Source organism: Microbacterium sp. CFBP9034, from assembly GCF_034045255.1.
In the GTDB taxonomy this organism is placed as follows: Bacteria; Actinomycetota; Actinomycetes; order Actinomycetales; family Microbacteriaceae; genus Microbacterium.
The window spans coordinates 487325-510991 of record NZ_JAXCWC010000002.1 but is presented as its reverse complement, the minus strand read 5'-3'; the positions used below and the strand labels follow the sequence as shown (position 1 = coordinate 510991).

General features: G+C 71.4%; 24 protein-coding genes. 12 read left to right on the top strand and 12 right to left on the bottom strand.

What is annotated here, in order from left to right:
- Positions 1-15: 15 nt before the first annotated feature.
- The 4 genes from SOM19_RS13615 (at position 16) to SOM19_RS13600 (ending at position 3071) form a co-directional block, all read left to right on the top strand.
- Positions 16-633, top strand: a complete 618-nt coding sequence (locus tag SOM19_RS13615; RefSeq protein WP_320487138.1) for a hypothetical protein — start codon at positions 16-18, stop codon at positions 631-633.
- Between the two features lie 106 nt (positions 634-739).
- Entirely contained in the window at positions 740-1870 is a 1131-nt protein-coding gene (locus SOM19_RS13610; protein ID WP_320487137.1) for an alcohol dehydrogenase catalytic domain-containing protein, read from the top strand.
- The gene (locus tag SOM19_RS13605; RefSeq protein WP_320487136.1) at positions 1867-2616 is read left to right on the top strand and encodes an SDR family oxidoreductase; all 750 of its coding nucleotides are present in this window, start codon (positions 1867-1869) and stop codon (positions 2614-2616) included. The genes SOM19_RS13610 and SOM19_RS13605 overlap by 4 nt, the downstream gene beginning before the upstream one ends.
- Positions 2613-3071: a MaoC family dehydratase gene (locus SOM19_RS13600; RefSeq protein ID WP_320487135.1), complete on the top strand. Its 459-nt coding sequence runs from the start codon at positions 2613-2615 to the stop codon at positions 3069-3071. Before SOM19_RS13605 ends, SOM19_RS13600 begins: the two co-directional genes overlap by 4 nt.
- A 117-nt stretch (positions 3072-3188) precedes the next feature.
- Here the strand turns inward: SOM19_RS13600 and SOM19_RS13595 are convergent, their stop codons facing one another.
- Both SOM19_RS13595 and SOM19_RS13590 read right to left on the bottom strand, forming a co-directional pair.
- A complete protein-coding gene (locus tag SOM19_RS13595) occupies positions 3189-4403 on the bottom strand; it encodes an acetyl-CoA C-acetyltransferase (RefSeq protein WP_320487134.1) in 1215 nt (404 codons plus the stop codon).
- A gap of 31 nt (positions 4404-4434) precedes the next feature.
- On the bottom strand, positions 4435-5685 hold the full coding sequence (locus SOM19_RS13590; RefSeq protein WP_320487133.1) for an acyl-CoA dehydrogenase family protein: 1251 nt from the start codon (positions 5683-5685) through the stop codon (positions 4435-4437).
- 113 nt (positions 5686-5798) lie between these two features.
- On the opposite strand from SOM19_RS13590, the gene SOM19_RS13585 reads away from it, so the two are divergent.
- Positions 5799-6446: a QsdR family transcriptional regulator gene (locus SOM19_RS13585; protein WP_320487132.1), complete on the top strand. Its 648-nt coding sequence runs from the start codon at positions 5799-5801 to the stop codon at positions 6444-6446.
- Entirely contained in the window at positions 6446-6856 is a 411-nt protein-coding gene (locus tag SOM19_RS13580; protein WP_320487131.1) for an acyl-CoA thioesterase, read from the top strand. The genes SOM19_RS13585 and SOM19_RS13580 overlap by 1 nt, the downstream gene beginning before the upstream one ends.
- Before the next feature lie 4 nt (positions 6857-6860).
- Here SOM19_RS13580 and SOM19_RS13575 read toward each other — a convergent pair whose 3' ends face one another.
- On the bottom strand, positions 6861-7289 hold the full coding sequence (locus SOM19_RS13575; protein ID WP_320487130.1) for a VOC family protein: 429 nt from the start codon (positions 7287-7289) through the stop codon (positions 6861-6863).
- 149 nt (positions 7290-7438) lie between these two features.
- Here SOM19_RS13575 and SOM19_RS13570 point away from each other — a divergent pair, with 149 nt between their 5' ends.
- The 5 genes from SOM19_RS13570 to SOM19_RS13550 all read left to right on the top strand — a co-directional run bounded on the left by SOM19_RS13570 (position 7439) and on the right by SOM19_RS13550 (position 13474).
- Positions 7439-8182 carry a formylglycine-generating enzyme family protein gene (locus SOM19_RS13570; protein WP_320487129.1) on the top strand — a complete coding sequence of 248 codons (744 nt, stop codon included), beginning with the start codon at positions 7439-7441 and terminating at the stop codon, positions 8180-8182.
- A gap of 101 nt (positions 8183-8283) precedes the next feature.
- Positions 8284-9321, top strand: a complete 1038-nt coding sequence (locus tag SOM19_RS13565) for a phosphotransferase family protein (RefSeq protein WP_320487128.1) — start codon at positions 8284-8286, stop codon at positions 9319-9321.
- The gene (locus SOM19_RS13560) at positions 9321-10526 is read left to right on the top strand and encodes an acyl-CoA dehydrogenase family protein (RefSeq protein WP_320487127.1); all 1206 of its coding nucleotides are present in this window, start codon (positions 9321-9323) and stop codon (positions 10524-10526) included. The genes SOM19_RS13565 and SOM19_RS13560 overlap by 1 nt, the downstream gene beginning before the upstream one ends.
- A 67-nt stretch (positions 10527-10593) precedes the next feature.
- Positions 10594-12174, top strand: coding sequence for an AMP-binding protein (locus SOM19_RS13555; protein WP_320487126.1), 1581 nt, complete (start codon positions 10594-10596; stop codon positions 12172-12174).
- A gap of 298 nt (positions 12175-12472) precedes the next feature.
- On the top strand, positions 12473-13474 hold the full coding sequence (locus tag SOM19_RS13550) for a type IV toxin-antitoxin system AbiEi family antitoxin domain-containing protein (protein WP_320487125.1): 1002 nt from the start codon (positions 12473-12475) through the stop codon (positions 13472-13474).
- A 75-nt stretch (positions 13475-13549) separates the two neighbouring features.
- Here SOM19_RS13550 and SOM19_RS13545 read toward each other — a convergent pair whose 3' ends face one another.
- The 9 genes from SOM19_RS13545 to SOM19_RS13505 form a co-directional block, all read right to left on the bottom strand.
- Positions 13550-14836, bottom strand: a complete 1287-nt coding sequence (locus tag SOM19_RS13545; RefSeq protein WP_320487124.1) for an ABC transporter substrate-binding protein — start codon at positions 14834-14836, stop codon at positions 13550-13552.
- Between the two features lie 2 nt (positions 14837-14838).
- Positions 14839-16008: a branched-chain amino acid ABC transporter permease gene (locus tag SOM19_RS13540; protein WP_320487123.1), complete on the bottom strand. Its 1170-nt coding sequence runs from the start codon at positions 16006-16008 to the stop codon at positions 14839-14841.
- Positions 16005-16883: a branched-chain amino acid ABC transporter permease gene (locus SOM19_RS13535; protein ID WP_320487122.1), complete on the bottom strand. Its 879-nt coding sequence runs from the start codon at positions 16881-16883 to the stop codon at positions 16005-16007. Before SOM19_RS13535 ends, SOM19_RS13540 begins: the two co-directional genes overlap by 4 nt.
- Complete coding sequence (locus tag SOM19_RS13530) at positions 16883-17695, bottom strand: ABC transporter ATP-binding protein (RefSeq protein WP_320487121.1); 813 nt, start codon at positions 17693-17695, stop codon at positions 16883-16885. The genes SOM19_RS13535 and SOM19_RS13530 overlap by 1 nt, the downstream gene beginning before the upstream one ends.
- Positions 17692-18456, bottom strand: a complete 765-nt coding sequence (locus SOM19_RS13525) for an ABC transporter ATP-binding protein (protein ID WP_320487120.1) — start codon at positions 18454-18456, stop codon at positions 17692-17694. Before SOM19_RS13525 ends, SOM19_RS13530 begins: the two co-directional genes overlap by 4 nt.
- Before the next feature lie 539 nt (positions 18457-18995).
- Positions 18996-19730, bottom strand: a complete 735-nt coding sequence (locus SOM19_RS13520) for an SDR family NAD(P)-dependent oxidoreductase (protein ID WP_320487119.1) — start codon at positions 19728-19730, stop codon at positions 18996-18998.
- 130 nt (positions 19731-19860) lie between these two features.
- Positions 19861-20859 carry an NADPH:quinone oxidoreductase family protein gene (locus SOM19_RS13515; protein ID WP_320487118.1) on the bottom strand — a complete coding sequence of 333 codons (999 nt, stop codon included), beginning with the start codon at positions 20857-20859 and terminating at the stop codon, positions 19861-19863.
- Entirely contained in the window at positions 20846-21436 is a 591-nt protein-coding gene (locus tag SOM19_RS13510; RefSeq protein WP_320487117.1) for a TetR/AcrR family transcriptional regulator, read from the bottom strand. The genes SOM19_RS13515 and SOM19_RS13510 overlap by 14 nt, the downstream gene beginning before the upstream one ends.
- Positions 21437-21476: 40 nt before the next feature.
- Positions 21477-22226 (bottom strand): SDR family oxidoreductase, encoded by a 750-nt coding sequence (locus SOM19_RS13505; protein ID WP_320487116.1) that lies wholly within the window; start codon positions 22224-22226, stop codon positions 21477-21479.
- A gap of 178 nt (positions 22227-22404) precedes the next feature.
- Here SOM19_RS13505 and SOM19_RS13500 point away from each other — a divergent pair, with 178 nt between their 5' ends.
- Positions 22405-23637, top strand: coding sequence for an acyl-CoA dehydrogenase family protein (locus SOM19_RS13500; protein ID WP_320487115.1), 1233 nt, complete (start codon positions 22405-22407; stop codon positions 23635-23637).
- The last annotated feature ends 30 nt before the right edge of the window (positions 23638-23667 follow it).

The window sequence follows — 23667 nt, the reverse complement described above, 5'->3', positions numbered from 1 at the left end:
GGCGAGGAGGACCCCATGCGCGGCAGCAGGCGGATCCGGCAGGCGGCGATCGCCGCCCTCCTCCTCGGGGCGCTCACGCTCGGAGGGTGCGCGAACCTGCCGATCGTGCTGCCGACCGCGCTCCCCACCAGCCTCCCGAGCATCTCGCCGACCGTCGCCCTGCCGACTGCGCTGCCCACCCCCGAGCGGCCCACGCCGACCGCGGAGCCCACGCCGACATCGGAGCCGACGCCGACGCCTGAGCCGACGCGGACTCCGGCGCCACGACCGACCCGCACACCCTCCGCCGTGCCGACCGCCGAGCCCGCCCCGACGGCCGAGCCGGCGCCCACCGCCGCGCCGACCCCGGTGCCGACGGCGGCGCCTCCCACCCAGCCGACCGGGACGCCCGCGCCGACGCCGAGCCAGACCCCGACGCTCACTCCGAGCGCTACCCCCACACCCACCCCGACGACGAGCTCGACGGCCACTCCGACGCCGACGGCGGACGCGAGCGCCGACCAGACGATGGCGACGTGGCTCCCGTGGGCGATTCCGATCGCGCTGCTGATCGCCGGGATCGGGTTCGGCATCTACTTCCTGATCCGGCGCGGCAATCGCGTCTCCGGAGGCAGCGGGCCCGGCGGCGCCTGACCGGCAGACGCGCTCGCGCTGCCTCCGGCACTCGATTGGCGAGCATACCGCCCAGTCGGTATGCTCGTGGCATACTCGAGGGTCCGCAGGACGACGAGGAGGTCGCATGCTCATCACGGGTGCCGTACTGGAACGCTCCGGCGCCGGAGCGCCGTTCGCCCGGTCCCGGCCGTTCACGGTCGGCGACCTCGAGCTCGATGCGCCCGGCCCGGGCGAGCTGCTCGTGCGCATCGAGGCCGCCGGCGTCTGCCATTCCGACCTCAGCGTCGTCGACGGCAACCGCATGCGCCCGACGCCGATGCTCCTCGGTCACGAGGCGGCCGGCATCGTCGAGGCGCTCGGCGACGGCGTGACGGACGTCGTCCCCGGCGACCGGGTCGTCATGACCTTCCTCCCGCGTTGCGGTGAGTGCGACGGATGCCGCACCGACGGCAGGCTGCCGTGCGCTCCGGGCACCGCGGCCAACAACGCCGGCACGCTCGTCGGAGGCGGCATCCGCCTTCACCGCGCCGCCGCCGACGGCGCAGAGGAAGCCGTGCACCACCACCTCGGTGTCTCCGCCTTCGCGACCCATGCCGTCGTGAGCCGCACGTCGGTCGTGCCGGTGGACGCCGACGTTCCGGCCGAAGTCGCCGCGCTCCTCGGCTGCGCCGTGCTCACCGGAGGCGGCGCGGTGCTCAACGCCGGCCGCCCGGGCCCCGGCGATCGCGTGATCGTCGTCGGGCTGGGTGGAGTCGGCATGGCGGCACTTCTCGTCGCCGTCGCGCTGGGCCAAGAGGTCGTCGGGATCGACGCGGTCGACGCCAAGCTCGAGCTCGCGCGTGAACTCGGCGCCGCGGAGGCGCTGAGCCCGGCCGACGCGGTGGAGCGCGGCATCCGTGCCCCTGTCGTGATCGAGGCCGCAGGAGCCGTGCGCGCCTTCGAGACCGCGATCGCGCTCACCGCCCCGGGCGGCACCACCGTCACGGTCGGACTCCCGGCACCGGGAGCCACCGCCGCCGTATCGCCCCTGCTCCTCACCGCCGAAGCGCGGACCATCGTCGGCAGCTACCTCGGATCGGCTGTGCCGAGCCGGGACATCCCGCGCTACGTCGAGCTGTGGCGCGCCGGACGACTGCCCCTCGAGCGACTCGTGTCCTCCCGCATCCGCCTGGACGACATCGACGAGGCCATGGACCGCCTCGCCGCGGGCGGCGAGCTCCGCCAGCTGATCACCTTCGAAAGGACCCCCTCATGACCCGGACCGCCATCGTCACCGGCGCGGCGCGCGGCATCGGCGCCGCAACCGCCCGGCGCCTCGCCGCCGACGGGAACGCCGTCGCCGTGCTCGACCTCGACGAGGCGCAGTGCGCCGAGACCGTCGACGCCATCGTCGCAGCCGGCGGACGTGCCCTCGCCGTGGGGGCGAACGTCGCGGACGCGACGGCGGTGACGGATGCCGCGGCCCGCGTCGAGGCTGAGCTCGGCGCCCCCACGATCCTGGTCAACAACGCCGGGATCATCCGCGACAACCTGCTGTTCAAGATGACCGAGGACGACTGGGATGCCGTGCTCTCCGTGCACCTGCGCGGTGCCTTCCTGATGTCGCGGGCCGTGCAGGCGCATCAGGTGAAGGCGGGCTGGGGCCGGGTCGTGAACCTCTCGAGCACCTCGGCGCTCGGCAATCGAGGGCAGGCGAACTACGCGGCGGCGAAGGCCGGCATGCAGGGCTTCACGAAGACGCTCGCGCTCGAGCTCGGACGCTACGGCGTCACCGCCAACGCGGTCGCGCCCGGGTTCATCGTGACCGACATGACGCGATCGACCGCCGAGCGGATGGGCGTCGGGTTCGACGACTTCATCGCCGCCGCCGCAGCCGAGGTGCCGGTGCAGCGGGCGGGCACCCCCGACGACATCGCGGGGGCCGTCTCCTTCTTCTGCTCAGACGACGCCGGCTTCGTGTCGGGCCAGGTGCTGTACGTCGCCGGAGGTCCGCGCGCATGAGCATCGTCGTCGACTCCCCCGCAGCACTCCCCTCGGCGATCGGCCGCACCGCGACGGGCGAGTGGTTCGCCATCGACCAGGAGCGCATCCAGGCCTTCGCCGACGCGACGGAGGACTGGCAGTGGATCCACCTCGACGCTGAGCGCGCGGCATCCGGTCCCTTCGGGGCGACGATCGCCCACGGCTACCTGACGCTCTCGCTGCTGCCTCGGCTCACCGCCGGGCTGCTCGACATCGCCGGGACCTCGATGGTCGTCAACTACGGGCTCGACCGGGTGCGGTTCCTGCAGCCCGTGATCGTGGGCTCGCGGGTGCGCGCGGTCACCGAGGTCGCCGCGGTCGAGCCGACGCCGACGGGCTACCGGGTGAGCCTCAAGACGACGGTGGAGCTCGAGGGCTCGTCGCGCCCGGCGCTCGTCGCCGACGCCGTGGCTCTGGTGGTGCCGGAGGCCTGAGGGGTCCCTGCCGGCGCTCTCGCGAGCGCACACGGTCTGCGCGAACGGACATGGTTCGTCCGCGCAAACCATGTCCGCTCGCGCAGATCGTGTGCGTTCGCGCCCCGGGCGCCCCCGTCAGACCCGCTCGAGCACCAGGGCCATCCCCTGGCCGCCGCCGACGCACATCGTCTCGAGGCCGTAGCGGCCGCCGACCTCGGCCAGGCCGTTGATGAGCGTGGAGGTGATGCGGGCGCCGGTCATCCCGAACGGATGCCCCACCGCGATCGCTCCGCCGTGCACGTTGAGCCGCTCCTCGTCGATGCCGAGCTCGCGCGCGGACGGGATGACCTGGGCCGCGAACGCCTCGTTGATCTCGACCAGATCCATGTCGTCGATCGAGAGCCCGGCGAGACGCAGCGCGCGGCGGGATGCCTCGACCGGCCCGAGCCCCATCACCTCGGGCGAGAGGGCCCCGACGCCGGTGGACACGATGCGGGCGAGGGGTGTGAGTCCGAGCTCGTCCACGATGCGCTCCGACACGACGATCACCGCGGCGGCGCCGTCGTTGAGCGGGCAGCAGTTTCCCGCGGTCACGGTGCCGCCGGGACGGAAGACCGGGTCGAGCCCGGCGAGCGCCTCGAGGGTGACACCGGGCCGGGGTCCGTCGTCGGCCGCGACCACCGTGCCGTCGTCGAGCGTGACGGGTGTGATGTCGCGCGACCAGAACCCCGAGGCGATCGCCGCCTCGGCACGCTGCTGCGAGCGGGCGGCGAAGGCATCCTGTTCCGCCCGGGTGATGCCGTGCACCTGCGCGACGTTCTCAGCCGTCTGGCCCATCGCGATGTACGGATCGGGCAGCGAGCCGTCGCGGCGTGGATCCGCCCAGACCGGTGCGCCGCCTTCGGCCCGAGCCGCGGTGCGAGCCTCGGCCGTCTCGAACACCGGATTGAAGGCCGCCGGAATGTCGGACGCTCCGGCGCCGTAGCGCGACACCGACTCGACTCCGGCCGACACGAAGACGTCGCCCTCCCCCGCCTTGATCGCGTGGAAGGCCATCCGCGTCGTCTGCAGCGACGACGAGCAGTAGCGGTTGACGGTGGTGCCGGGCACGGTGTCGAGCCCGAGCAGCACCGACACGATGCGCCCCAGGTTCATGCCCTGCTCGCCGGCGGGCTGGCCGCAGCCGATCATGAGGTCGTCGATGCGCGCGGGGTCGAGCGCGGGCAGCGTGTCGAGGGCGGCGCGCACCATCCTGGCGGCGAGGTCGTCGGGGCGCACCCCGGCGAGCGATCCCTTGCGGGCACGTCCGATCGGCGATCGGGCAGTGGCGACGATATAGGCCTCGGTCATCGGTTCTCCTTCGGGTGGCGGATGCCGCGGCTCACGTGAACGCGGCGATCCCGGTGATGGCGCGGCCGACGATGAGGGTGTTCATGTCGTACGTGCCCTCGAACGTGTAGACCGCCTCGGCGTCGGCGAAGTAGCGTGCGACGCCGTAGCCCGGCGGGATCCCGTCGACCTGCGACTCGCCGCCGAGCTGGATGCCGTTGCCGCCGCAGATCTCGCGGCAGAGCGCCACGGTCTCCCGGACGCGCGCGGAGACGAACGCCTTCGCCATGGCGGAGTGGTGATCGCGCTGGATTCCCTCGTCCTGCATCTGCGAGACCCGCACGCTCAGGGCGATCGAGGCGGTGATGTTCGACAGCGCGACGGCGAGCTTCTGCTGGACGAGCTGGAACGACGCGATCGGCTTGCCGAACTGGATCCGGGCCTTCGCGTAGGCGAGCGCCGCCTCGTAGGCGCCGACGGCGACGCCGAGCCCCTGCCACGCGACCTCCGCGCGGGTGAGGCGCAGCACCACCGCGAGATCGCGGAACCCGTCGATGTGCTGGAGCCGGTCGCGCTCGGGCACCACGAGATCGGTCATCAGGATGTCGGCGTTCTCGACCCCGCGCAGCGACTGCTTGCGCTCGATCTTCGACGCCGAGAAGCCGACCGCGGGCGTGCGCACCAGAAAGCCCTTCACCTGGTCGTCCGCGACATCCCTCGCCCAGATCACGACGAGGTCGGCGAACGCCCCGTTGCCGATCCACCGCTTGGCGCCGTTGAGCACCCAGTGGTCGCCCCGCCGCTCGGCCGTGGTCTCGAGCCCTCGCGCGGTGTCGGAGCCGTGGCCCGGCTCGGTCAGGCCGAACGCCGCGACGAGCTCGCCGGCACCGAGCCGCGGGAGCCACTCGGCCTTCTGCTCGGCCGAACCCCCGACCGAGATCGAGGTCATCGCCAGCCCGCTGTGCACGCCGATGAAGGTGGCGAGCGACGGGTCGGCGCGCGCGATCTCCAGCGCCACCCAGCCGCGGAACACGTTGCTGTTCTCGAACCGCCGGGTCTCGGCGAACCCGTTGCCGTAGAGCCCCAGCTCGGCGATGCGCGGAACGAGGTGCCGGGGGCTCTCCGCCCGCTCCCACAGGTCGTCGGCGAACGGCCGAACCTCGGTGTCGAGGAAGGCGCGGATGTCGCGGAGCGCCGACTGCTCGCGGTCGGTGAGGAGGTGCTGGAAGGCATAGAAGTCCGCGTCGAGAAGATCTGCGGGAACGGATGCCGCGGCCTCCGCCTCGGTGAGGGTGAACGTCATCGTCTGCTCCGATCATCGGTGATCCTCGGCCAGTATGCATCATTACCGAGAACGTTGCACAACATATTCCAGAACGTTGCGCGCTCGGGAGGGCGAAGGGGTAGAGTTCCCGCATGACCACGACCGCCGCGCCTGCGCTCACCCTCGCGACGGCGGGCCTGCTCGCGGCACCGTCGTGGCTGTCGGAGCGGCTGGCGGAGGCATCCCATCCCGACGCAGTCCGGGCGTTCGACGCGGCACGCGAGACGTTCATCGCCGCCCGGCGCATCGATATGGGAAGCCTGGCGGCCTCACTCGGCGTCGACCGCACGTCGCTGTTCCGCTGGGTCGGCAACCGCGACGCCCTGCTGGGCGAGGTGCTGTGGTCGCTCGCGATCCCCACGCTCGTGCAGGCCGAGCACGCAACCGCCGACCTGGCCGGCGGCGAGCGCATCGCCGCGATCCTCACCCACTTCGTCGACGACCTGATCACGGCGGAGTACTTCCGCCAGTTCCTGCGCCGCGAGCCCGCGCGGGCGCTTCGGCTGCTCACGACGAAGGAGAGCCCCATCCAGCGCCGCTACGTCGCGACGACCGACTGGCTGGTGCGGCGAGAACTCGGCGATCAGCCGCTCGGCGGTGCGATTGACCCACCCGGACTGGCGTACCTGCTCGTGCGGATGTCGGAGTCCTTCACGTACGCCGATCTCATCTCGGGCGATCAGCCCAGCGCGGAGCGCGCCCGCGTCGCCTTCCGGCTGCTGCTGCGGGTCGACGGCTGATGAGCGGCTTCCGGGTGCGTCGCCCGTTCGCCACGCGGTGGAACGACAACGATCAGTACGGGCACCTCAACAACACCGTCTACTACGAGGCGATGGACACCGCAGTGAACGCCTGGATGATCGACGCGGCCGGACTCGACCCGCAGGGCAGTTCGATCGCCCTGTGCGCCGCGTCGTCGTGCGAGTTCCTCGCCTCGGCGTCGTTCCCCGACGAGCTCGAGGTGGGCATCGGCGTCGAACGGCTCGGCACTACGAGCGTCACCTGGTCGCTCGGCATCCTCCGCGCGGGAACGGACGACCCGATCGCGACGGGAACATTCGTGCATGTCTTCGTGGATGCCGCGAGCCGCCGGCCGACGCCGGTGCCGGCATCCGTCCGCTCCGCCATCGAGGAGCACCTCGAGGGCTAGCGCATCACTGCAGGCAGAACTCGTTGCCCTCCGGATCGCGCAGCTGGTAGTAGTGCTCGGGCCAGGGCCCCCAGTCCTGGTCGACGAGGCGCACGACCTCGGCACCGAGCGCGACGAGCCGGTCCTTCTCCGCCTCGAGCTCGTCGTGCGACGGGTGGCGGCCGGGCGTGGCGCTGATGTCGAGGTGCAGCCGATTGCGACCGGCCTTCGGATCGGACGCGTGGTGGAAGAAGAGACGCGGACCGTCACCGTCCGGGTCTTCGGCGACCGCGCGGGCGGCGAGATCGGCTTCGGTCAGCCCCGACTCGAGCAGCTGGCTCTTGAGCGGCTCGTCCCACTCGACCGGCGGGTAGCCGAACACCCCCGACCAGAACCGCGCGAGCCTCGGCGGATCGTCTGCATAGAAGGTGATGTTGCCGAGCTTCGATGCCATGGGTCACTCCTCTCGCCGCGCCGCCGCGACCGGAAGCCAGGCTATGACGCCCCGCCGACAGTCGCCAGGGGTCCGGCCCGGCCGTACGCTCGGGGGATGACACCGACGCCCGACGCCCGACGTCACGCCGGAGACCCGGACTTCGCGCGGTGACCGACATCGAGCTCGCGCGCATCGCGGCCGGGTCTGTCACTCTGCACGACGCCCGCCGGAAAGCCCGCTGGACCGTCGACCTCGAACCGTTCGAGATCGGCGTCTACCCCGTCACCGAGGAGCAGCTCGCCGAGATCATCGGAGAGGCGTCCCGGCACCCTCGGCGCCCCGCGACCGACGTCAGCTGGCTGCGCGCGATCCGGTTCTGCAACGCCGCGTCGGAGTGGGAGGGGCTCGATCCCGCCTACACGTTCGACGGCGAGGACGTCACCTGGCACGTGGACTCGGACGGCTACCGGCTCCCGACCGAGGCCGAGTGGGAGTACGCGTGCCGTGCCGGGTCGACCGGGCCGCACTACGGGCCCCCGGCGGATGTCGCGTGGACGAGCGCCGACGGCGTCACGTCGCCGCAGGACATCGGCGGCAAGCTCCCGAATCTGCACGGACTCTTCGACACTCTCGGCAACGTGTGGGAGTGGTGCTGGGATCTGCTGGACCCCGCACGCTACGACGCCTACCGGGTCTTCCGGGGCGGCGGCTACGCCGACGACGCCTGGAGCGTGCGAGCGTCGACTCGACGTGGCGGCGCGCCGCGCATGCACCACGAGGACGTCGGCTTCCGCGTCGCGCGCGGCGGCTTCGACAGCACGGATGCCGCGCAGGGCTGGTCGGCCCGCGCCGACCTCGAACGGGCCGCCGTCGACGGCCCGCTGCCGCCGGGCTGGACGCCACGCCGCTGACTTCCCCGGGCGGCCGGAAGTGCGGTTGCGACGAACATACCGACCATCCGGTATGCTGACATGGTCCCATCGATGGGACGACGCGAGAGGCAGGGTCGAGGATGACCGAGGTACCCGGGTTGAACGTCGCGGGGCTCACCGCGTGGCTCGCCGCCACGCATCCGGAACTCGCCGCGGCCGAGCTCTCGGCGACCGTGATCGCGGGCGGCCGCAGCAACCTCACCTACGCCGTCGACGGGGCACGCATGCCCCTCATCGTGCGTCGCCCGCCGCTCGGACATGTGCTCTCGAGCGCACACGACATGCGGCGCGAGCATCGCGTGATCTCCGCGCTGGCCGGCAGCGCCGTGCCGGTGCCGCGGACGGTCGACGTGGTCGACGATGCGGAAGACGGATTGGTGACGGGCACCGTGTTCTTCGTGATGGAGCGCTCCCCCGGGCGCGTGCTCGCCCGCCCGCAGCAGAACTCCGCGTACAGCGCCGAGGGACTCCGGCTGCTCAGCGTCGACCTCGTGCGCATCCTCGCCGACCTGCACGCCGTCGACCCCGCGTCAGTCGGGCTGGGCGACTTCGGGCGTCCAGACGGCTACCTCGCCCGGCAGCTCTCGACGTGGCGGCGACAGCTCGATGCCTCACGCTCCCGGGACACTCCGGCGCTCGATCGACTTCAGGACTCTCTGGCCGACGGGATGCCGGAGGCCCGGCGTGCCGGCATCGTCCACGGCGACTTCCGCCTCGACAACGCCCTCGTGGAGGGCGGGCCGGACGACCCGCGCATCTCGGCGATCCTCGACTGGGAGATGGCGACCCTCGGCGACCCCTTCGTCGATCTCGGGATCTTCGCCCTGTACTGGGAGATCGCCAACCTCCCTGCTGACTTCGCCGGAGCGGTGCCGAGCGCGGTCGACCCTGCGGCCGGCTACCCGACCTTCGACGAGCTCGTCGAGGTCTACGCGCAGCGCGCGGGGATCGGCATCCCGGATCTGCGCTGGTATCGCGCTTTCGCGGCCTACAAGCTCGCCGTCATCCTCGAGGGGATCCACTACCGCTACCAGGCCGGCGACACCGTCGGCGAGGGCTTCGATCGGATGGGCGGGCTCGTCGAGCCCCTCGCCGGAATGGGACTGGAGGTGCGCTGATGGACTTCGCACACGATGCACGCACGCTCGAACTCACCGCGCGCGCGAAGACATTCCTCGAGGAGCATGTCCTGCCCGCGGAGAGCGTGCTGGATGAGCAGCTGGCGGCCGCGCCCGACGAGTGGACCACTCGCCCCATCGTCCGCGAGCTGCAGGCGAAGGCCCGAGCGCAGGGGCTCTGGAACCTCTTCCTGCCGGGCGAGCACGGCGGGGCGGGGCTGACGAATCTGCAGTACGCGCCGATCGCCGAGGTGACCGGATGGAGCCCCCGGCTGGCACCGGCCGCGTTCAACTGCGCCGCCCCCGACACCGGCAACATGGAGGTGCTCAGCGACTTCGGCACCGCCGAGCAGAAGGAGCAGTGGCTGGAGCCGCTCCTCCGGGCGGAGATCCGCTCGTCCTTCTGCATGACCGAGCCCGATACCGCCTCGTCCGACGCGACGAACATCGGCACCCGCATCCGCCGCGACGGCGACTCGTACGTGATCACCGGACGCAAGTGGTGGTCGACGGGCGCGATGAACCCGGATGCCGCGATCTTCATCGTGATGGGCAAGACCGACCCGGAGGCCGACCGCCATCGTCAGCAGTCCATGATCCTGGTGCCGCGCCACACCCCGGGCGTGCGGATCGTGCGCCCGCTCACCGTCTTCGGCTATGAGGACCGTGACCACGGCGGCCACGCCGAGATCGCCTTCGACGACGTGCGGGTTCCCGTCGCCCACCTGATCGGCGACGAGGGCTCGGGCTTCGCGATCGCCCAGGCGCGCCTCGGTCCCGGCCGGATCCACCACTGCATGCGCGCCCTCGGCATGGGCGAGCGGGCACTATCCCTCCTCACTGCCCGCGCGAACGAGCGTCACGCGTTCGGGCGCACCCTCGCCGATCAGGGCGTCGTCCGCGAGTGGGCCGCCGAGTCGCGCATCCAGCTCGAGGCGCTGCGGCTCCTCGTGCTGAAGACCGCGTGGCTCATGGACACGGTCGGGAACAAGGAGGCGATGACCGAGATCCAGGCGATCAAGATCGCCGTGCCGCGCGCCGTCCAGACGATCATCGACCGCGCGATCCAGGTGCATGGCGCCGCCGGGGTGTCGTCCGACACTCCGCTGGCCGAGCTCTACGCCGGCATCCGGTCGCTGCGGATCGCCGACGGTCCCGACGAGGTGCATCTCTCGAGCCTCGGCCGCGCCCAGCTGCGCGGCTGAGCCTCGCCGGGCGGCAGCATCCGCTCTCCGTCCCGAGCGCGTTCCCCCGATGTCGAAGGAGACACCGATGACACACCAGCCCGACGAGGCGATCGACGGCCTCGGCTTCACCACGCTCTCGGTCGCGAGCATCCTGAGCGAGTCGGCGACCCGCCACGGCGATCGCGTGGCCCTGCACTTCCTGGGCACGGCCACGACGTATCGCGAGCTCTGGGATCAGACCCGCGCGTACGCGGGGGCGCTGCGCGACCGGGGCATCGGGCGCGGCGACCGGGTCGCGATGCTGGTGCCGAACGTGCCCGACTTCGCACGCGTCTATTACGCCGCTCTCGCGCTCGGGGCCGTCGTCGTCCCGGTGCATCTCCTGTTCAAAGCGGAGGAGATCGCGTACGTGCTGCGCGACGCAGAGGCCGACCTGCTCGTGGTCGCCGCACCGCTGCTCGGCGAGGCCGTTCCCGCCGCGGCCCAGGCCGGCGTGCCGCTCGTGACGGTGCTGCTGCCCGGCGACGCCGGCGTCGACCTGCCGCGGCTCGAGGCCGAGGCATCCGCTTCCCTGCCGATCGAGCGGCACACCCCGGTGGGTCCGCTGGAGGCTGCGACCATCCTCTACACGAGCGGGACGACGGGAACGCCCAAAGGCGCCGTGGGATCCCACCTGTCGATCATCGAGCAGGTGCACTGCACACTCATCGACGCGTTCGACCTGCGCTCCGACGACGTCGTGTTCGGCGGGCTGCCGCTCTTCCACACGTTCGGGCAGACCGCCGTGATGAACATCGCCTTCCGGGTCGGGGCATCCGTGATCCTGCTGCCGCGGTTCGACGCCGACCAGGCGCTCGCTCTCATGGTGTCGCTGGAGGCGACGGTGTTCACCGCCGTGCCGACGATGTACGTCGGGATGCTGGAAGCCGCACGCCGCTCGGACGCCCGGCCGCCGCTGCGCTACGCCGTGTCGGGCGGAGCCGCCCTTCCGGTCGCGGTGCTCGAGGCGTTCTCCGCCGCCTTCGGTGCCGACGTGCACGAGGGATACGGCCTCACCGAGACGGCGCCCACCGTGTCGTCGAACCCGCTGCACGAGCCCATCCGGCCGGGCACCGTGGGCCGCGCGCTGTGGGGCGTCGACGTCGCCGTCGCGGATCCCGAGGTGGAGTCCGCCGTCGCGCTCATCGACGAACCGGGTGCACTCGGCGAGATCGTCGTGCGCGGCCACAACCTCTTCAAGGGCTATCTCGGGCGAGCGGATGCCTCGGCCGCCGCCGTCGTCGACGGCTGGTTCCGCACCGGCGACCTGGGCACGTTCGTCGACGGCGTGCTGACGATCGTCGACCGCAAGAAGGACATGATCGTGCGCTCGGGCTACAACGTCTACCCGACGGAGGTCGAGGCGGTGCTGGCGCGGCATCCGGGCATCGCCGTGGCCGCCGTGTTCGGCGTCGCCGACGACGTACGCGGGCAAGAGGTGCACGCCGCCGTCGTGCCGCACGAGGGTGTGGAGCTCGATCCGGCCGAGATCACCGCATTCGCGCGCGACCGCATCGCGGCGTACAAGTACCCGCGGGTCGTGCACGTCGTGCCCGCGCTGCCCCTCGGTTCGAGCGGCAAGGTCCTCAAGCGCGAGCTCGTGGCGCAGTTCACCCCGGTGGGCTGAGCCCGGGCTGGTCCAGCTCGGCCCGGCCGGGCCTCGCGCGCCTCGCCGCCTAGCTCACAGCCTCCTTCCCGCGAACGCACATGATGTGCGCGAGCGCACACGCATTGGACGTCCACATCATGTGCGCTCGACCGAACCATGTGCGTTCGGCGTCGTTGGAGCGGCGCGGGAGGGCTCGAGGCGGGGGCCGGCCCGGCCGGCCGGCACGTGCCTCCTCCCCAGACGACACGCGGTGGGACGCACGCACAACGAGACCCGGAACATCGAACGCGGTTACGCATGAGCGGATGCTGGGGCGGTGGACCTCGACGAAGCGGCCGAGAAGCTGACGCACTACTCGCAGCTGGACCGAGCCGGGTTCGGTCGGCGACAGCAGAGAGCCCTCCTGCGGTCGGGGGACCTCGTCCGAGTCCACGACGGGTGGTACGCCGACGGCGCCGACTGGACCACCGCCTACTCCGAGGGTCGTCAGCTCCGACGGGTAGCAGCAGTTGCCGCATCCATGCGATCGGGCGGCGCCGTGTTCTCCCACACATCGGCGGCCGCGATCTGGGGGCTGCCGCTCTATCGTTGGGATCCCGCCCGCGCCCATGTGACTCTGCGCCGCGGCGCGGGGGCGAGTTCGACGGGCGGTGTGTTCCGGCATCGCGACGACCTTCCCGACGATGACATCACCGAGCGACACGGGCTGCTGTGCACGAGCCTCGAGCGCACGGTCGTGGACCTGGCGAGGTCGGTTCCCACAGAGACGGCGCTTGTCATCGCGGATGCCGCGCTCCGCGCCGTCGCACACCGACCCGGGATCAGGCGGTACGACGTGGACGCCGCCTTGCGCCTTCGCGACGCGATGTGGCGACTGCTGGGAACGATGCAGGGCAAACGCGGAGTCCGACAAGCGAGATGGGTCCTCGAGCATGCGGACGGCCGCGCCGAGCTGCCCGGAGAGAGCGTGAGTCGGCACCATCTCATCCAGCTCGGGTACACGGCTGTCCGGCTCCAGGTGCATGTACCCGGCCCCGCAGGTGCCGACTACTTCGTCGACCTTGGCCTCGACGAGTCGCACGCCTGGGGCGAGTTCGACGGCAAAGCCAAGTACACCGATCCGATGATGCTCGACGGGCGCAGCCCTGCCGAAGTCCTACGCGCCGAGAAGGAGCGGGAGGACTGGATCCGCGCGACCACCGGGCGGCCCATCGCCCGCTGGGGATTCGAGCACCTCGTCAGTCCGGAGGGGCTCGCCCGCCGACTGGCCGTGTACGGCATCCGTGCTCCTCGGCGTCGCCGCTCCGAACGCACATGATGTGCGCGAGCGCACATGGTTTGCGCGAACCGAACATGTGCGTTCGGCGGAACCATGTGCGCTCGCGAGGCAGCCCTACGACCCCGGCACCCCTTCGTTCGCGAGCGGAGTCTGGGCGGCCTCGACCTCGACGACCGAGCCGCCGTCGACGGCGTACGTCGTGCCGATGTAGTCCTGCACGCCCTCGTCGACCGTCGTGATGCCGACGCCGGTATAGGCGGCGTGGCTGTCCTCGGCGAAGGACAGGGGCAGGATGCCGTTCCCGGCCAGTCCGCCACCGCTCACCGCGTCCAGAAGGGACTCGCGCGTCGGGTTCTCGCCCGCCGCCTCGAGCGCCTCGGCGAAGAGGTAGGCGACGCTCATGCCGTAGACGGTGTTGCCGTCGAAGGGCGCATCCTCGTTGTACTCGGTGTTGATCTCGCGGAAGAGCGCGACCCAGTCGTCGTCGCCCTGCGCCGCGGGCAGGTAGTTCGTCCCGGTGAAGCCCTGCAGCAGCTGCGGCGCGAGCTCTTCGCCGAGATACCCGACGAGCGTGGGGTAGTTCGCGCCTGACGAGGACGAGAACCACTGGGGGAACCATCCCAGCTGCGCCGCCGTGCCGACCGCGAGCGCGGTGAACCCGTTGATCGTGGCGAGGATGTTGATCTCGCAGCCCGCGGCCTTGAGCGCACCGATCTGCGCGGTCACGTCCTGGTTCGAGACCGAGTAGCGCTCGACGGCGGTCAGCCCGTCGGCGCCGAGGGCGAGCTCGGCGCCCTCGATCATCTCGTCGCCGAAGTCGTCGTCCTGCCCGAGCAGGCACACCTTCTTGCCGGCGTGGGCGTCCGCGGCGTACTGGGCGAGCGCCGCCCCCTCAACGACATAGTCGGCGTTGAACCCGAAGGTGTACGGGTACTTCTCCGGCTGGTTCCAGCTCGTCGAGCCCGACGCGACGAACAGGTCGGGCACTTCGTTCTGGTTGAGGTAGTCGAGCACCGCGGTGTGCGTGGGCGTGCCCAGACCGTTGACGATCGCGAACACCTCGTCCTCCTGCACGAGCTCGCGCACGACGGTCTGCGTGGTCGCCGGGTTGTAGCCGTCGTCCTTGACGACGTAGTCGATCGTCCGGCCGTGGACGCCGCCCTGCTCGTTCAGGTAGTCGAAGTAGGCCGACGCGGCCGCGGAGATCGACGAGTAGCCGGCGGCCGCCGGCCCGGTGAGCGGCGTGTGCGTGCCGATCGTCACGGTGTCGTCGGTGACTCCGGGGGTGTCGACCTCGGAGTCGTCGCCGCCGGCGGGCGTGCTGCAGGCGGTCAGCGCGAGGAGGACGGCGGCGGTGCCGGCCATCGTCGCGAGACGGCGTGCGGTGTGGTGCTGTGACATGGTCACCTCTTTCGTTGAGTGGTGGACGGGAGGAAGGATTCGATCGGATGCCGCGCCCCCGCCGCGACGGGCGGCTCGGGCGCGGGCGCCACGGGCGTCGCGGCCGCGGGGACCTCGGGGGTTGCGGGCGTCGGCGGTGCCGAGGCATCCGCTCGCCTGCGTCGCCGGCGGATGCTGGCGAGCCCACCCGGCCACGCGAGCGTGACGACGATGAGGAGTGCCCCGAAGACCAGGACCGTGAGGTTGCCGGACAGGCGCTGGGCCAGCTCGGCGGGGAGCGGGAGGGACGAGGTGCCGGTGGCGATGAGCCACGGCAGCAGGACGATGAGAGCCGAGCCGATCGCGGCGCCGCCGATGCTGCCGAGCCCGCCGACCACGACGGCGACCACGAGCAGCAGCGAGAACGCGAGGGTGTACGCGCCGGGACTGACGGACTGCGTCACGACGCACAGCACCGCTCCCCCGGCGCCCGCGGCGAGTGAGCTGACCGTGAACGCGGTGACCTTGACGCGTCCTGCCGGCACCCCGTTCAGGCGCGCCGCCGTCTCGTCGTCGCGCACCGCGCGCATGCGCAGGCCCAGACGGCCGCGCTGCAGCGCGGCCAGCGTGGTGACCACGACGCCGGCGACGAGGATCGCGATCCACGCCTGCCACTGCTCGATCGCGATGATCCGCTCGAGGCTATCCGGCACGTCCTCGAAGGGCATCTGCAGCCCCTGGTCCCCGCGGAAGACTCCCGAGAACACGGCCGTCACAGCCGGGATCGCGATCACGAGCGCGAGCGTGACGCCGGCCAGGTACGGCCCCTTCAGGCGGGCGGCGGCGAGCCCGAGCAGCAGTCCGAGGGCGCCCGACGCGACGAGCGCGCCGAGCATGCCGAGCAGGAACCGTGGCACGCCGTCGATCCCGGCATCCGTCAGCGCATTCGAGGTGAGCGCGTAGCCGTACCCGCCCACCGCCATGAGGGCCGCGTGACCCAGCGAGAGCTGGCCGCTGAGTCCGATGAGAAGGGTGAGCCCCGCCGCCGCGCAGAAGTAGGCGGTGATCGTGGCGAGCTGGAAGTTGCGGTGCGGGTCGAGCAGGAACGTGCCACCGAGGGCGAGCGCGGTCAGCACCGCGCCGATGACGATGGTACGGGGTGCGCCGGTGAGCGAGGGCAGGAGCCGGGTCATGCGCTGCGCGCCTCTCGCATCGAGAAGAGGCCGCCCGGTCGGACGAGGAGCACTCCGACCAGCAGCACGAGCACTCCGATCGGGGCGACGGTGGCGCCCAGGTATCCGGTGACGAGGGTCATCGCGACGCCCACGACGAGTCCGCCGAGGAGCGCTCCGACCGGAGAGTCGAGCCCGCCGACCACGGCCACCGTGAAGGCGTAGACGAACAGCACATCCGTGGAGTGCGGGTTGAGGCCGAGCTCGGTCGGCACGAGCAGCATCGCGGCGAGCGCGGCGACGGCGGCCGACAGCATCCACCCGATCGTCACCATGCGCGAGACCCGCACGCCGAGCACGCGTGACACCTCGGGTGCGAAGGCCGACGCCCGCAGCTGCAGGCCGAGCGATGTGAAGCGGAACAGCACCGCGAGCCCCGCCATGACCACCGTCGCGACGACGAGAACAAACAGGTCGTACGGCGAGAGCAGCGGCACGCCGCCGATGACGATGGGGCTGTCGTCGAACGGCGCGCGCATGGGCCGGTACTCCTGCCCGAACAGGATGCCGAGCAGCGACTGCAGCACCATCACGAGCCCGATCGCGACGATGACGCCCGAGAGCGGATTGCGGTGGGGAGCGAAGCGCATGACCCCGCGCTCGACGGCGAAGCCGATGGCCGCTCCGGCGAGGATCCCGGCGGCAAGGCCGGCCCAGTACGAACCGGTCAACCCGGTGACGGCGAACGCGATGTACGTCGCGACCAGGGCCATCGCGCCCTGCGCGAAGTTGACGATGCGTGCCGCGCGCCAGATGAGCACGAGCGACAGCGCGAAGAGCGCGAACACCGCCCCGCGCGCGAGGCCCGTGGCGAGGAGGAAGGCGAAGCGGTCCATCAGAATCCCAAGTAGGCGTGGCGGAGGGCGGTGTCGCGTGCGAGATCGTCGGCCGAGGCATCCGCCACCACCCGGCCGAGGTCGAGGACCACGCCGCGATCGGCGATCGACAGGGCGCTCGTCACGTTCTGCTCGGCGAGCAGCACCGTCAAGCCGCGCTCGACGGAGGCGTCGCGGAGCGTGCCCATGAGCTGCGCGACGACGAGCGGCGCGAGCCCGAGCGAAGGCTCGTCGAGGGCCAGCAGGATGGGGTCGGCGATCAGGGCGCGGCCGAGGGCGAGCATCTGCCGCTCCCCGCCGGAGAGCTGGTGGCCGGCACTGGCCCTGCGGCGCGCGAGTGGCTCGAAGAGCTCGTAGATCCCGTCAACCGCGCGCTGACGGGCCGGGCCGCGGTGGCGCCACAGGGCTCCGAGCCGGAGGTTCTCGTCGACGGTGAGCTCGGCGACGACGCTCTGCCCGTCGGGCACGAGGGCCACGCCACGGCGCGCGCGGTCCTCGGTGCGCACGCGGGCCAGGTCGTCGCCGTCGAGCCGGATGGTTCCGGATGCCGCGGGCACGAGTCCTGCGAGCGTGCGCAGGAGCGTCGTCTTCCCTGCGCCGTTCGCGCCGAGCAGCGCAACGATCTCGCCGGGACGGATGTTGAAGGCCACCTCGTGGAGCACCGGCGCGCCGCCGTACCCGACGGTGAGGCGGTCGACCGAGAGCGCGCCGCCGGTGAGGGTGCTCGTGGCGTTCATACTCGGGGTGTTCCTGCCCGCGCCGTTCACGCCGGCGCCGTTCATGCCGGCCACGTTCAGGCCCGCGGCGTTCATGCCGTCGCCTTCACGCCGAGGTAGGCCTCTTCGACCCGCGGGTCCACACGCACGTCAGCCGGCGCGCCGCGCGCGATGACGCGGCCGAAGTCCAGCACCACGATGCGATCCGCGATGCCCATCACGAAGTCCACGTGGTGCTCGACCAGCAGCACGGCGCATCCGGTACTGGCGATGTCGCAGATCACCGCGCCGAGGGCGGCGATGTCGTCGGCGCCCAGTCCGCCGGCCGGCTCGTCGAGCAGCAGCAGTCGAGGGTCCGTCACGAGCGCCCGGGCGAGGGCGACGCGCTTGCGGTCGGGATAGGCCAGCGCCGCGACCGGGACGTCAGCGAGACCGGTGAGCGCGAGGCGCTCGAGCTGCGCGGCGACGCGCGCCGGGGCATCCGTCTCCCCCGCGATCGGGACGAGCACGTTCTCGCGCGCCGTCAGGCCGGTGAAGAGGCCGAGGCCCTGCAGCGTGCGCGAGACGCCGCGCCGCGTGAGCCCGGATGTGCGGCGGGGCGCCGGGGCGCCGTCGATCGCGACCGAGCCGCGACGCCGCACGAGCCCGCACACGGCGTTGAACACGGTGGTCTTGCCCGCGCCGTTGGGGCCGATGAGCGCCACGATCTCTCCCGGCCCGACGTCGAACGACACTCCGTCGACGGCGGTGAGGCCGCCGAACGCGACGGACAGGTCGCTGACCTGGAGGCGCGGGGGGACGGATGCCGCGGCAGGGCGGGGGTCTGCCACAGCTGGCTCGGGAAGTTCGGGGGACATCGGCACCTCTTCGTGTCGGGTGCGCTCACTCTAACGCAGAAACCGACCGGGCGGTATGTTGTTGTTGCGCGATTGTGATCGACCGAGTGCGAGGGGCGCTCGAGGCTCGGCGGCACCGGCCTGAGCACAGCCCGGGTGCAGGGTCGGGAACGACCTGCCTCGCCGAACGCACATACATTCTCCGAAAGCACATGCTTTGCACGGGCAAATCATGTGCTCTCGCGCAAACGATGTGCGCTCGGCGACGGGCGGGCGGGCTCGGTGCTCGTGCGGCAGCGTCGCTCATCCGCCATCGCCAGGTGCCGGATCCGGAACGACTCGCCTCGCCGAAAGCGCATACTTTCGCCGGAAGCACATGCTTTGCACGGGCAAACAGTGTGCTCTCGTGCAAACCATGCGCGCTCGGCGACGGGAGCGATGGCGCGAGTCGGCCTGCGCTCGGCGACGGGAGCGATGGCTCGAGTCTGCGTGCGCTCGGCGACGGGAGCGATGGCGCGAGTCGGCCTGCGCTTGGCGACGATAGGCCGCGCGAGACGCTCCTACTTGTGCGGGATCCCGGCGATCATGCCGCCGTCGACAACGAACTCCGCGCCGCTGGTGAACGCCGAGGCGTCGCTCGCGAGGAAGAGGATCGTGCCGGCGACGTCGGCGGGATCGCCCGGACGACCGAGCGGGATGTCGAGGTGCGCCGGATCGATCCGGTCCGTCATCGACGTGCGGATGAAGCCGGGGTGCACCGAGTTCACGCGGATACCGAACGGCCCGAGCTCCACCGCAAGTGACTGCGAGAGTCCCCGCACGCCGAACTTCGCCGCCGTGTACCCGTGCAGTCCTGGGCTGCCGCGCATCCCCTCGACCGATGAGATGTTGATGATCGACCCACCCCCGCGTGCCTTCAGCGTGGGCACGACCGCGCGGCAGCCGAAGAACGTGCCCGTGAGGTTGACGGCGATGACGGCATCCCATTTCGCTGTCGTCAGGTGCTCGATCGGGGCGGCGTTCGCGATGCCCGCATTGTTCACGAGCACATCGATACCGCCGAAGGCGGAGACGGATGCCGCGACCGCCGCCGTCCACTGCTCCTCGTCCGTCACGTCGAGGTGTACGAACCGCGCCCGCTCGCCCAGCTCGGCGGCGAGCGCGGCGCCCTCGGCGTCGAGGAGGTCCGCGACCACGACCCGCGCGCCCGCCGCATGCAGCGCGCGGACATAGGCCTCGCCGATGCCGCGGGCACCACCCGTGACGAGACAGACGCGTCCGCCGAGGTCGGTCATGGCGCGACCTGCCCCGAACGCGAGCGCACATGCTTTGCGCGAGCGCACGCGCTTTGGCCGCTCAAAACATGTGCGCTCGGCGAAACCATGTGCGCTCGAACCCCGGCACGCCGTGCCGACGCACCCAGCGTCATCCCGCCACCTCGACCACCACGCGGCCCACCGTCGTGCCCGAGGCGAGCGCGGTGAGCGCGGCCGGGGCATCCGCGAAGGGCACCACGTGGTCGACGACCGGAGCGATCGATCCCGCCTCGAAGAGTCGCATGAGCTCGGCGTGCGCCTCGGCCACGAGCTCGGGGAAGCGCTCCTGGTACAGCCCCCAGTAGAGGCCGACCACGCTGTAGTTCTTCACGAGGGTGTGGCTCACGGTCAGGCTCGGGATCTCGCCACTGGCGAAGCCGATGACGACGATCCGCCCCTCGAAGGCGACGCAGCGGGTCGACGCCTGGAACGCGTCGCCGCCCACGGGGTCGAACACGACGTCCGCGCCGTGGCCTCCGGTGACGGTCTTGACGGATGCCGCGACGTCGTCGACCCCGCGGATCAGCGCATGCTCGGCTCCGGCTGCGAGCACGACGGAGGCCTTGGCCTCCGACCCGACGACCCCGATCACCCGCGCTCCGGCGGCGACGCCGAGCTGCACGGCCGCCGCGCCGACCCCGCCCGCGGCGGCATGGACGAGCAGCCACTCCCCCGGCCGGATCGCGGCACGACGATGAAGGGCGAACCACGCGGTCTGATACGCGATCGTGAGACCCGACGCGGCGACGTCGGTCAGGGCATCCGGGATCTTCTGCACCGCCGCAGCCGGCACCACGGCGTACTCCGCGAGGACGCCGATCTTCGCGGCGACGACGCGGTCGCCGACGGCGACGCCGGACGCACCTTCGCCGAGTGCGGCGACGGTGCCGCTGCACTCGATGCCGGGCACGAAAGGCAGCTCCGGGCGAACCTGGTACTGCCCGCGCGCCAGCAGCACGTCGGGAAAGTTGGCGGCGACCGCGCCGACGCGCACGAGCACCTCGCCAGGACCCGGTGAGGGCACGTCGACCTCATCGAGCGACAGGGCGTCGGCAGGCTCGCCGAGCGTGGTGACGCGCCAGGCGCGCATGGTGTCAGGCAGGGGCATCCGTTCTCCTGATGCTGGTGACGAAGAGGTCGGTGAGCTGCTCGGCGACGAGCGTCTTGTCCTCGGGGCCTTCGGGCGAGTACCAGTGCGACAGGTAGTGCAGGTCGCTGAAGAAGTGGGCGACGAGCACGGCCACCGGGATGTCGGTGCGGAAGACGCCGTCGCGGCGCCCGCGGTCGATCAGCTCGACGAACTCGTCGTGGTACGCACGACGGCGGCGGGTGACCTCCTGCTGCCGGGGCGCGGAGAGCATGTGCATGCTGCGGAAGAACACCGTGCCCTCGGGCATGTGGTCGATCGAGGTCTCGATCACGTCGACGCAGACGGCCCGCAGGACCTCCTCCACGTCGCCGCCGCGCGCGATGATCTCGTCGAGACGCGACTTCTGCAGCGACAGCAGCTTCTCGTAGATGCCGAAGAGCAGATCGTCCTTCGACTCGAAGTAGTGGTACATCGCGCCCTTGGTGACGCCGGCGGCCTCGACGATCTGCTGCACGCTCGTGTTGGCGTAGCCCTGCGTGGCGAACAGCTCGACGGCGGCGCGGGTGACGTCGTCGGCGACGTGGGAATCCTTCATGGCCTCATCCTTCCGCGAATCCCGCCGATACCCGGGCTCATCACAGGAAAGGGCGGATGCCGGCGCCGCCGTCGATCGGCAGCGTCTGGCCCGTGATCCAGGCCGCGTCGGCCGAGAGCAGGAAGGCGACGGGTCCGGCGACGTCGTCGGTCTCGCCCAGCCGCGCCAGCGGATAGGCGGCGGACGCCTCGGCCTCGTGACCCTCGTAGAGCGCCCGGGCGAAGGCGGTCTTGATCACGGCGGGGGCCACGGCATTGACCCGGATCCCTGGCGCCAGCTCGTAGGCCAGTTGCATGGTGAGGTTGATGAGCGCTGCCTTCGAGATGCCGTAGAAGGCGATGCCGGGGCTGGCGCCGAGTCCCGCGACCGATGCGATGTTCACGACCGAGCGGCTGAGGCCCGCCGCCACGGCGGCGCGCGTCCACTCGAGCGCGGCGACGACATTCACCTCGAGGATCTTGCGGGCGGCCTCGGCGTCGACGTCGACGATGGGGCCGTAGACCGGGTTGATGCCGGTGTTGTTGACGAGGTGGTCGAGGCGGCCGTGGCGCTCGGCGATGTGGGCGAAGACCGCGGCGCGGTGGTCGGAATCGTCGGCCTTGCCGGCGACGGCGGAGGCGGCATCCCCGAGTTCGGCGAGCGCGGCGTCGAGAGACTCCTGCCGTCGTCCGGTGATGACGACCGAGCCGCCCTCGGCCACTAGACGCCGTGCGATCGCGAACCCGATGCCGCGACTCGCGCCCGTGATGAGTGTGACCGTTCCGTCGAATCGCCCCGTGCTCGCTGCCATGGCGCCTCCTTGCGCTCGTGCATACCGTCCAGTCGGTTTCCCGCATCCGAGCGTAGCACGCGCATCCCCGGCGAGAGCATCGGTCGACGCCGCGAGTTTGACACTCAGTCCTGCAATATGCGGCACCGAGTCCCACTACACTGGGACCGCACCCCGCATCACCGTCAGGAGCACGATCGTGACCGACTTCCAGGCACGCCCCGGTCAGAGCGTCGACAGGTACGACGTCACCTCCCGGCTCGGCACCGACTACTACCAGGTCTTCGCCGACATCTCCGCCGACGACCGCGCGGTGTGGCAGCGCGCGCAGTCGTTCGTCGACGAGGTCGGCACGCAGATGCAGCAAGCGTGGGATGCCGCGACGTATCCCCTCGACCTGGCGATGCGCCTCGGCGAGTTCGACCTCTTCAACGACGGCATCGACCACCCCGGTCTCACCCGGTTCTCGCCGCTCGCGGCCGGGCTGGTGAACATGGAGGTCTCGCGCGGCGACGGGTCGCTCGGCACGGTGATCGCCGTGCAGGGCGGTCTCGCGCTCCGCACGCTCGCGCTGTTCGGCAGTCCCGAGCAGCAGGACCGCTGGCTGGGCCCCATCGCCCGCGGCGAGGTCCCGGCGGCCTTCGCCCTCACCGAGCCCGACCACGGCTCCGACTCCGTGTCGCTCGAGACCACCGCCCGCCGCGAGGGCGAGGAGTGGGTGCTCGACGGGGCCAAGAAGTGGATCGGCAACGGGGCATCGGGCGGCGTCACGTTCGTGTGGGCCCGTGTCGCCGACCCCACCGCTCCCGAGCACGGCGCCGTGCGGTGCTTCCTCATCGAGCAGGACACCGCCGGGTACACCGGCACGGTGATCGGAGGCAAGGCGTCGCTGCGCGGCATCCATCAGGCGCTCGTCACCCTCGATGCGGTGCGCGTTCCCCTCGCGGCCGTCCTCCCCGGCGCGAAGACGTTCAAGGATGCCTCGACCGTGCTGTACTCGACCCGCTCGGGCGTCGCGTGGTCCGCGCTCGGGCACGCGACCGCCTGCTACGAGGCGGCCTTGTCGTACTCGCAGCAGCGCACGCAGTTCGGGAAGCCGCTCGCGAAGTTCCAGATGGTGCAGGAGCGGCTGGCTCAGATGCTCGAGGAGCTGACCGCGATGCAGCTCTATTGCCGTCACCTCGCCGATCTCGAGACGTCGGGCGGACTGCGCCCCACGCAGGCCTCGCTCGCCAAGTACCACAACACCCGCGCGGCACGACGGATCGCCGCAACGGCCCGCGACCTGCTCGGGGGCAACGGCATCCTGCTGGAGAACGGCGTCATGCAGCACATGGCCGACATCGAGGCGATCCACACGTACGAGGGCACCGAGAGCGTGCAGGCGCTGCTCATCGGCCGCGACATCACCGGAATGAGCGCTTTCGCGTAGCAGTCGCAGGGCGGCCCAGGCAAGCCGGGG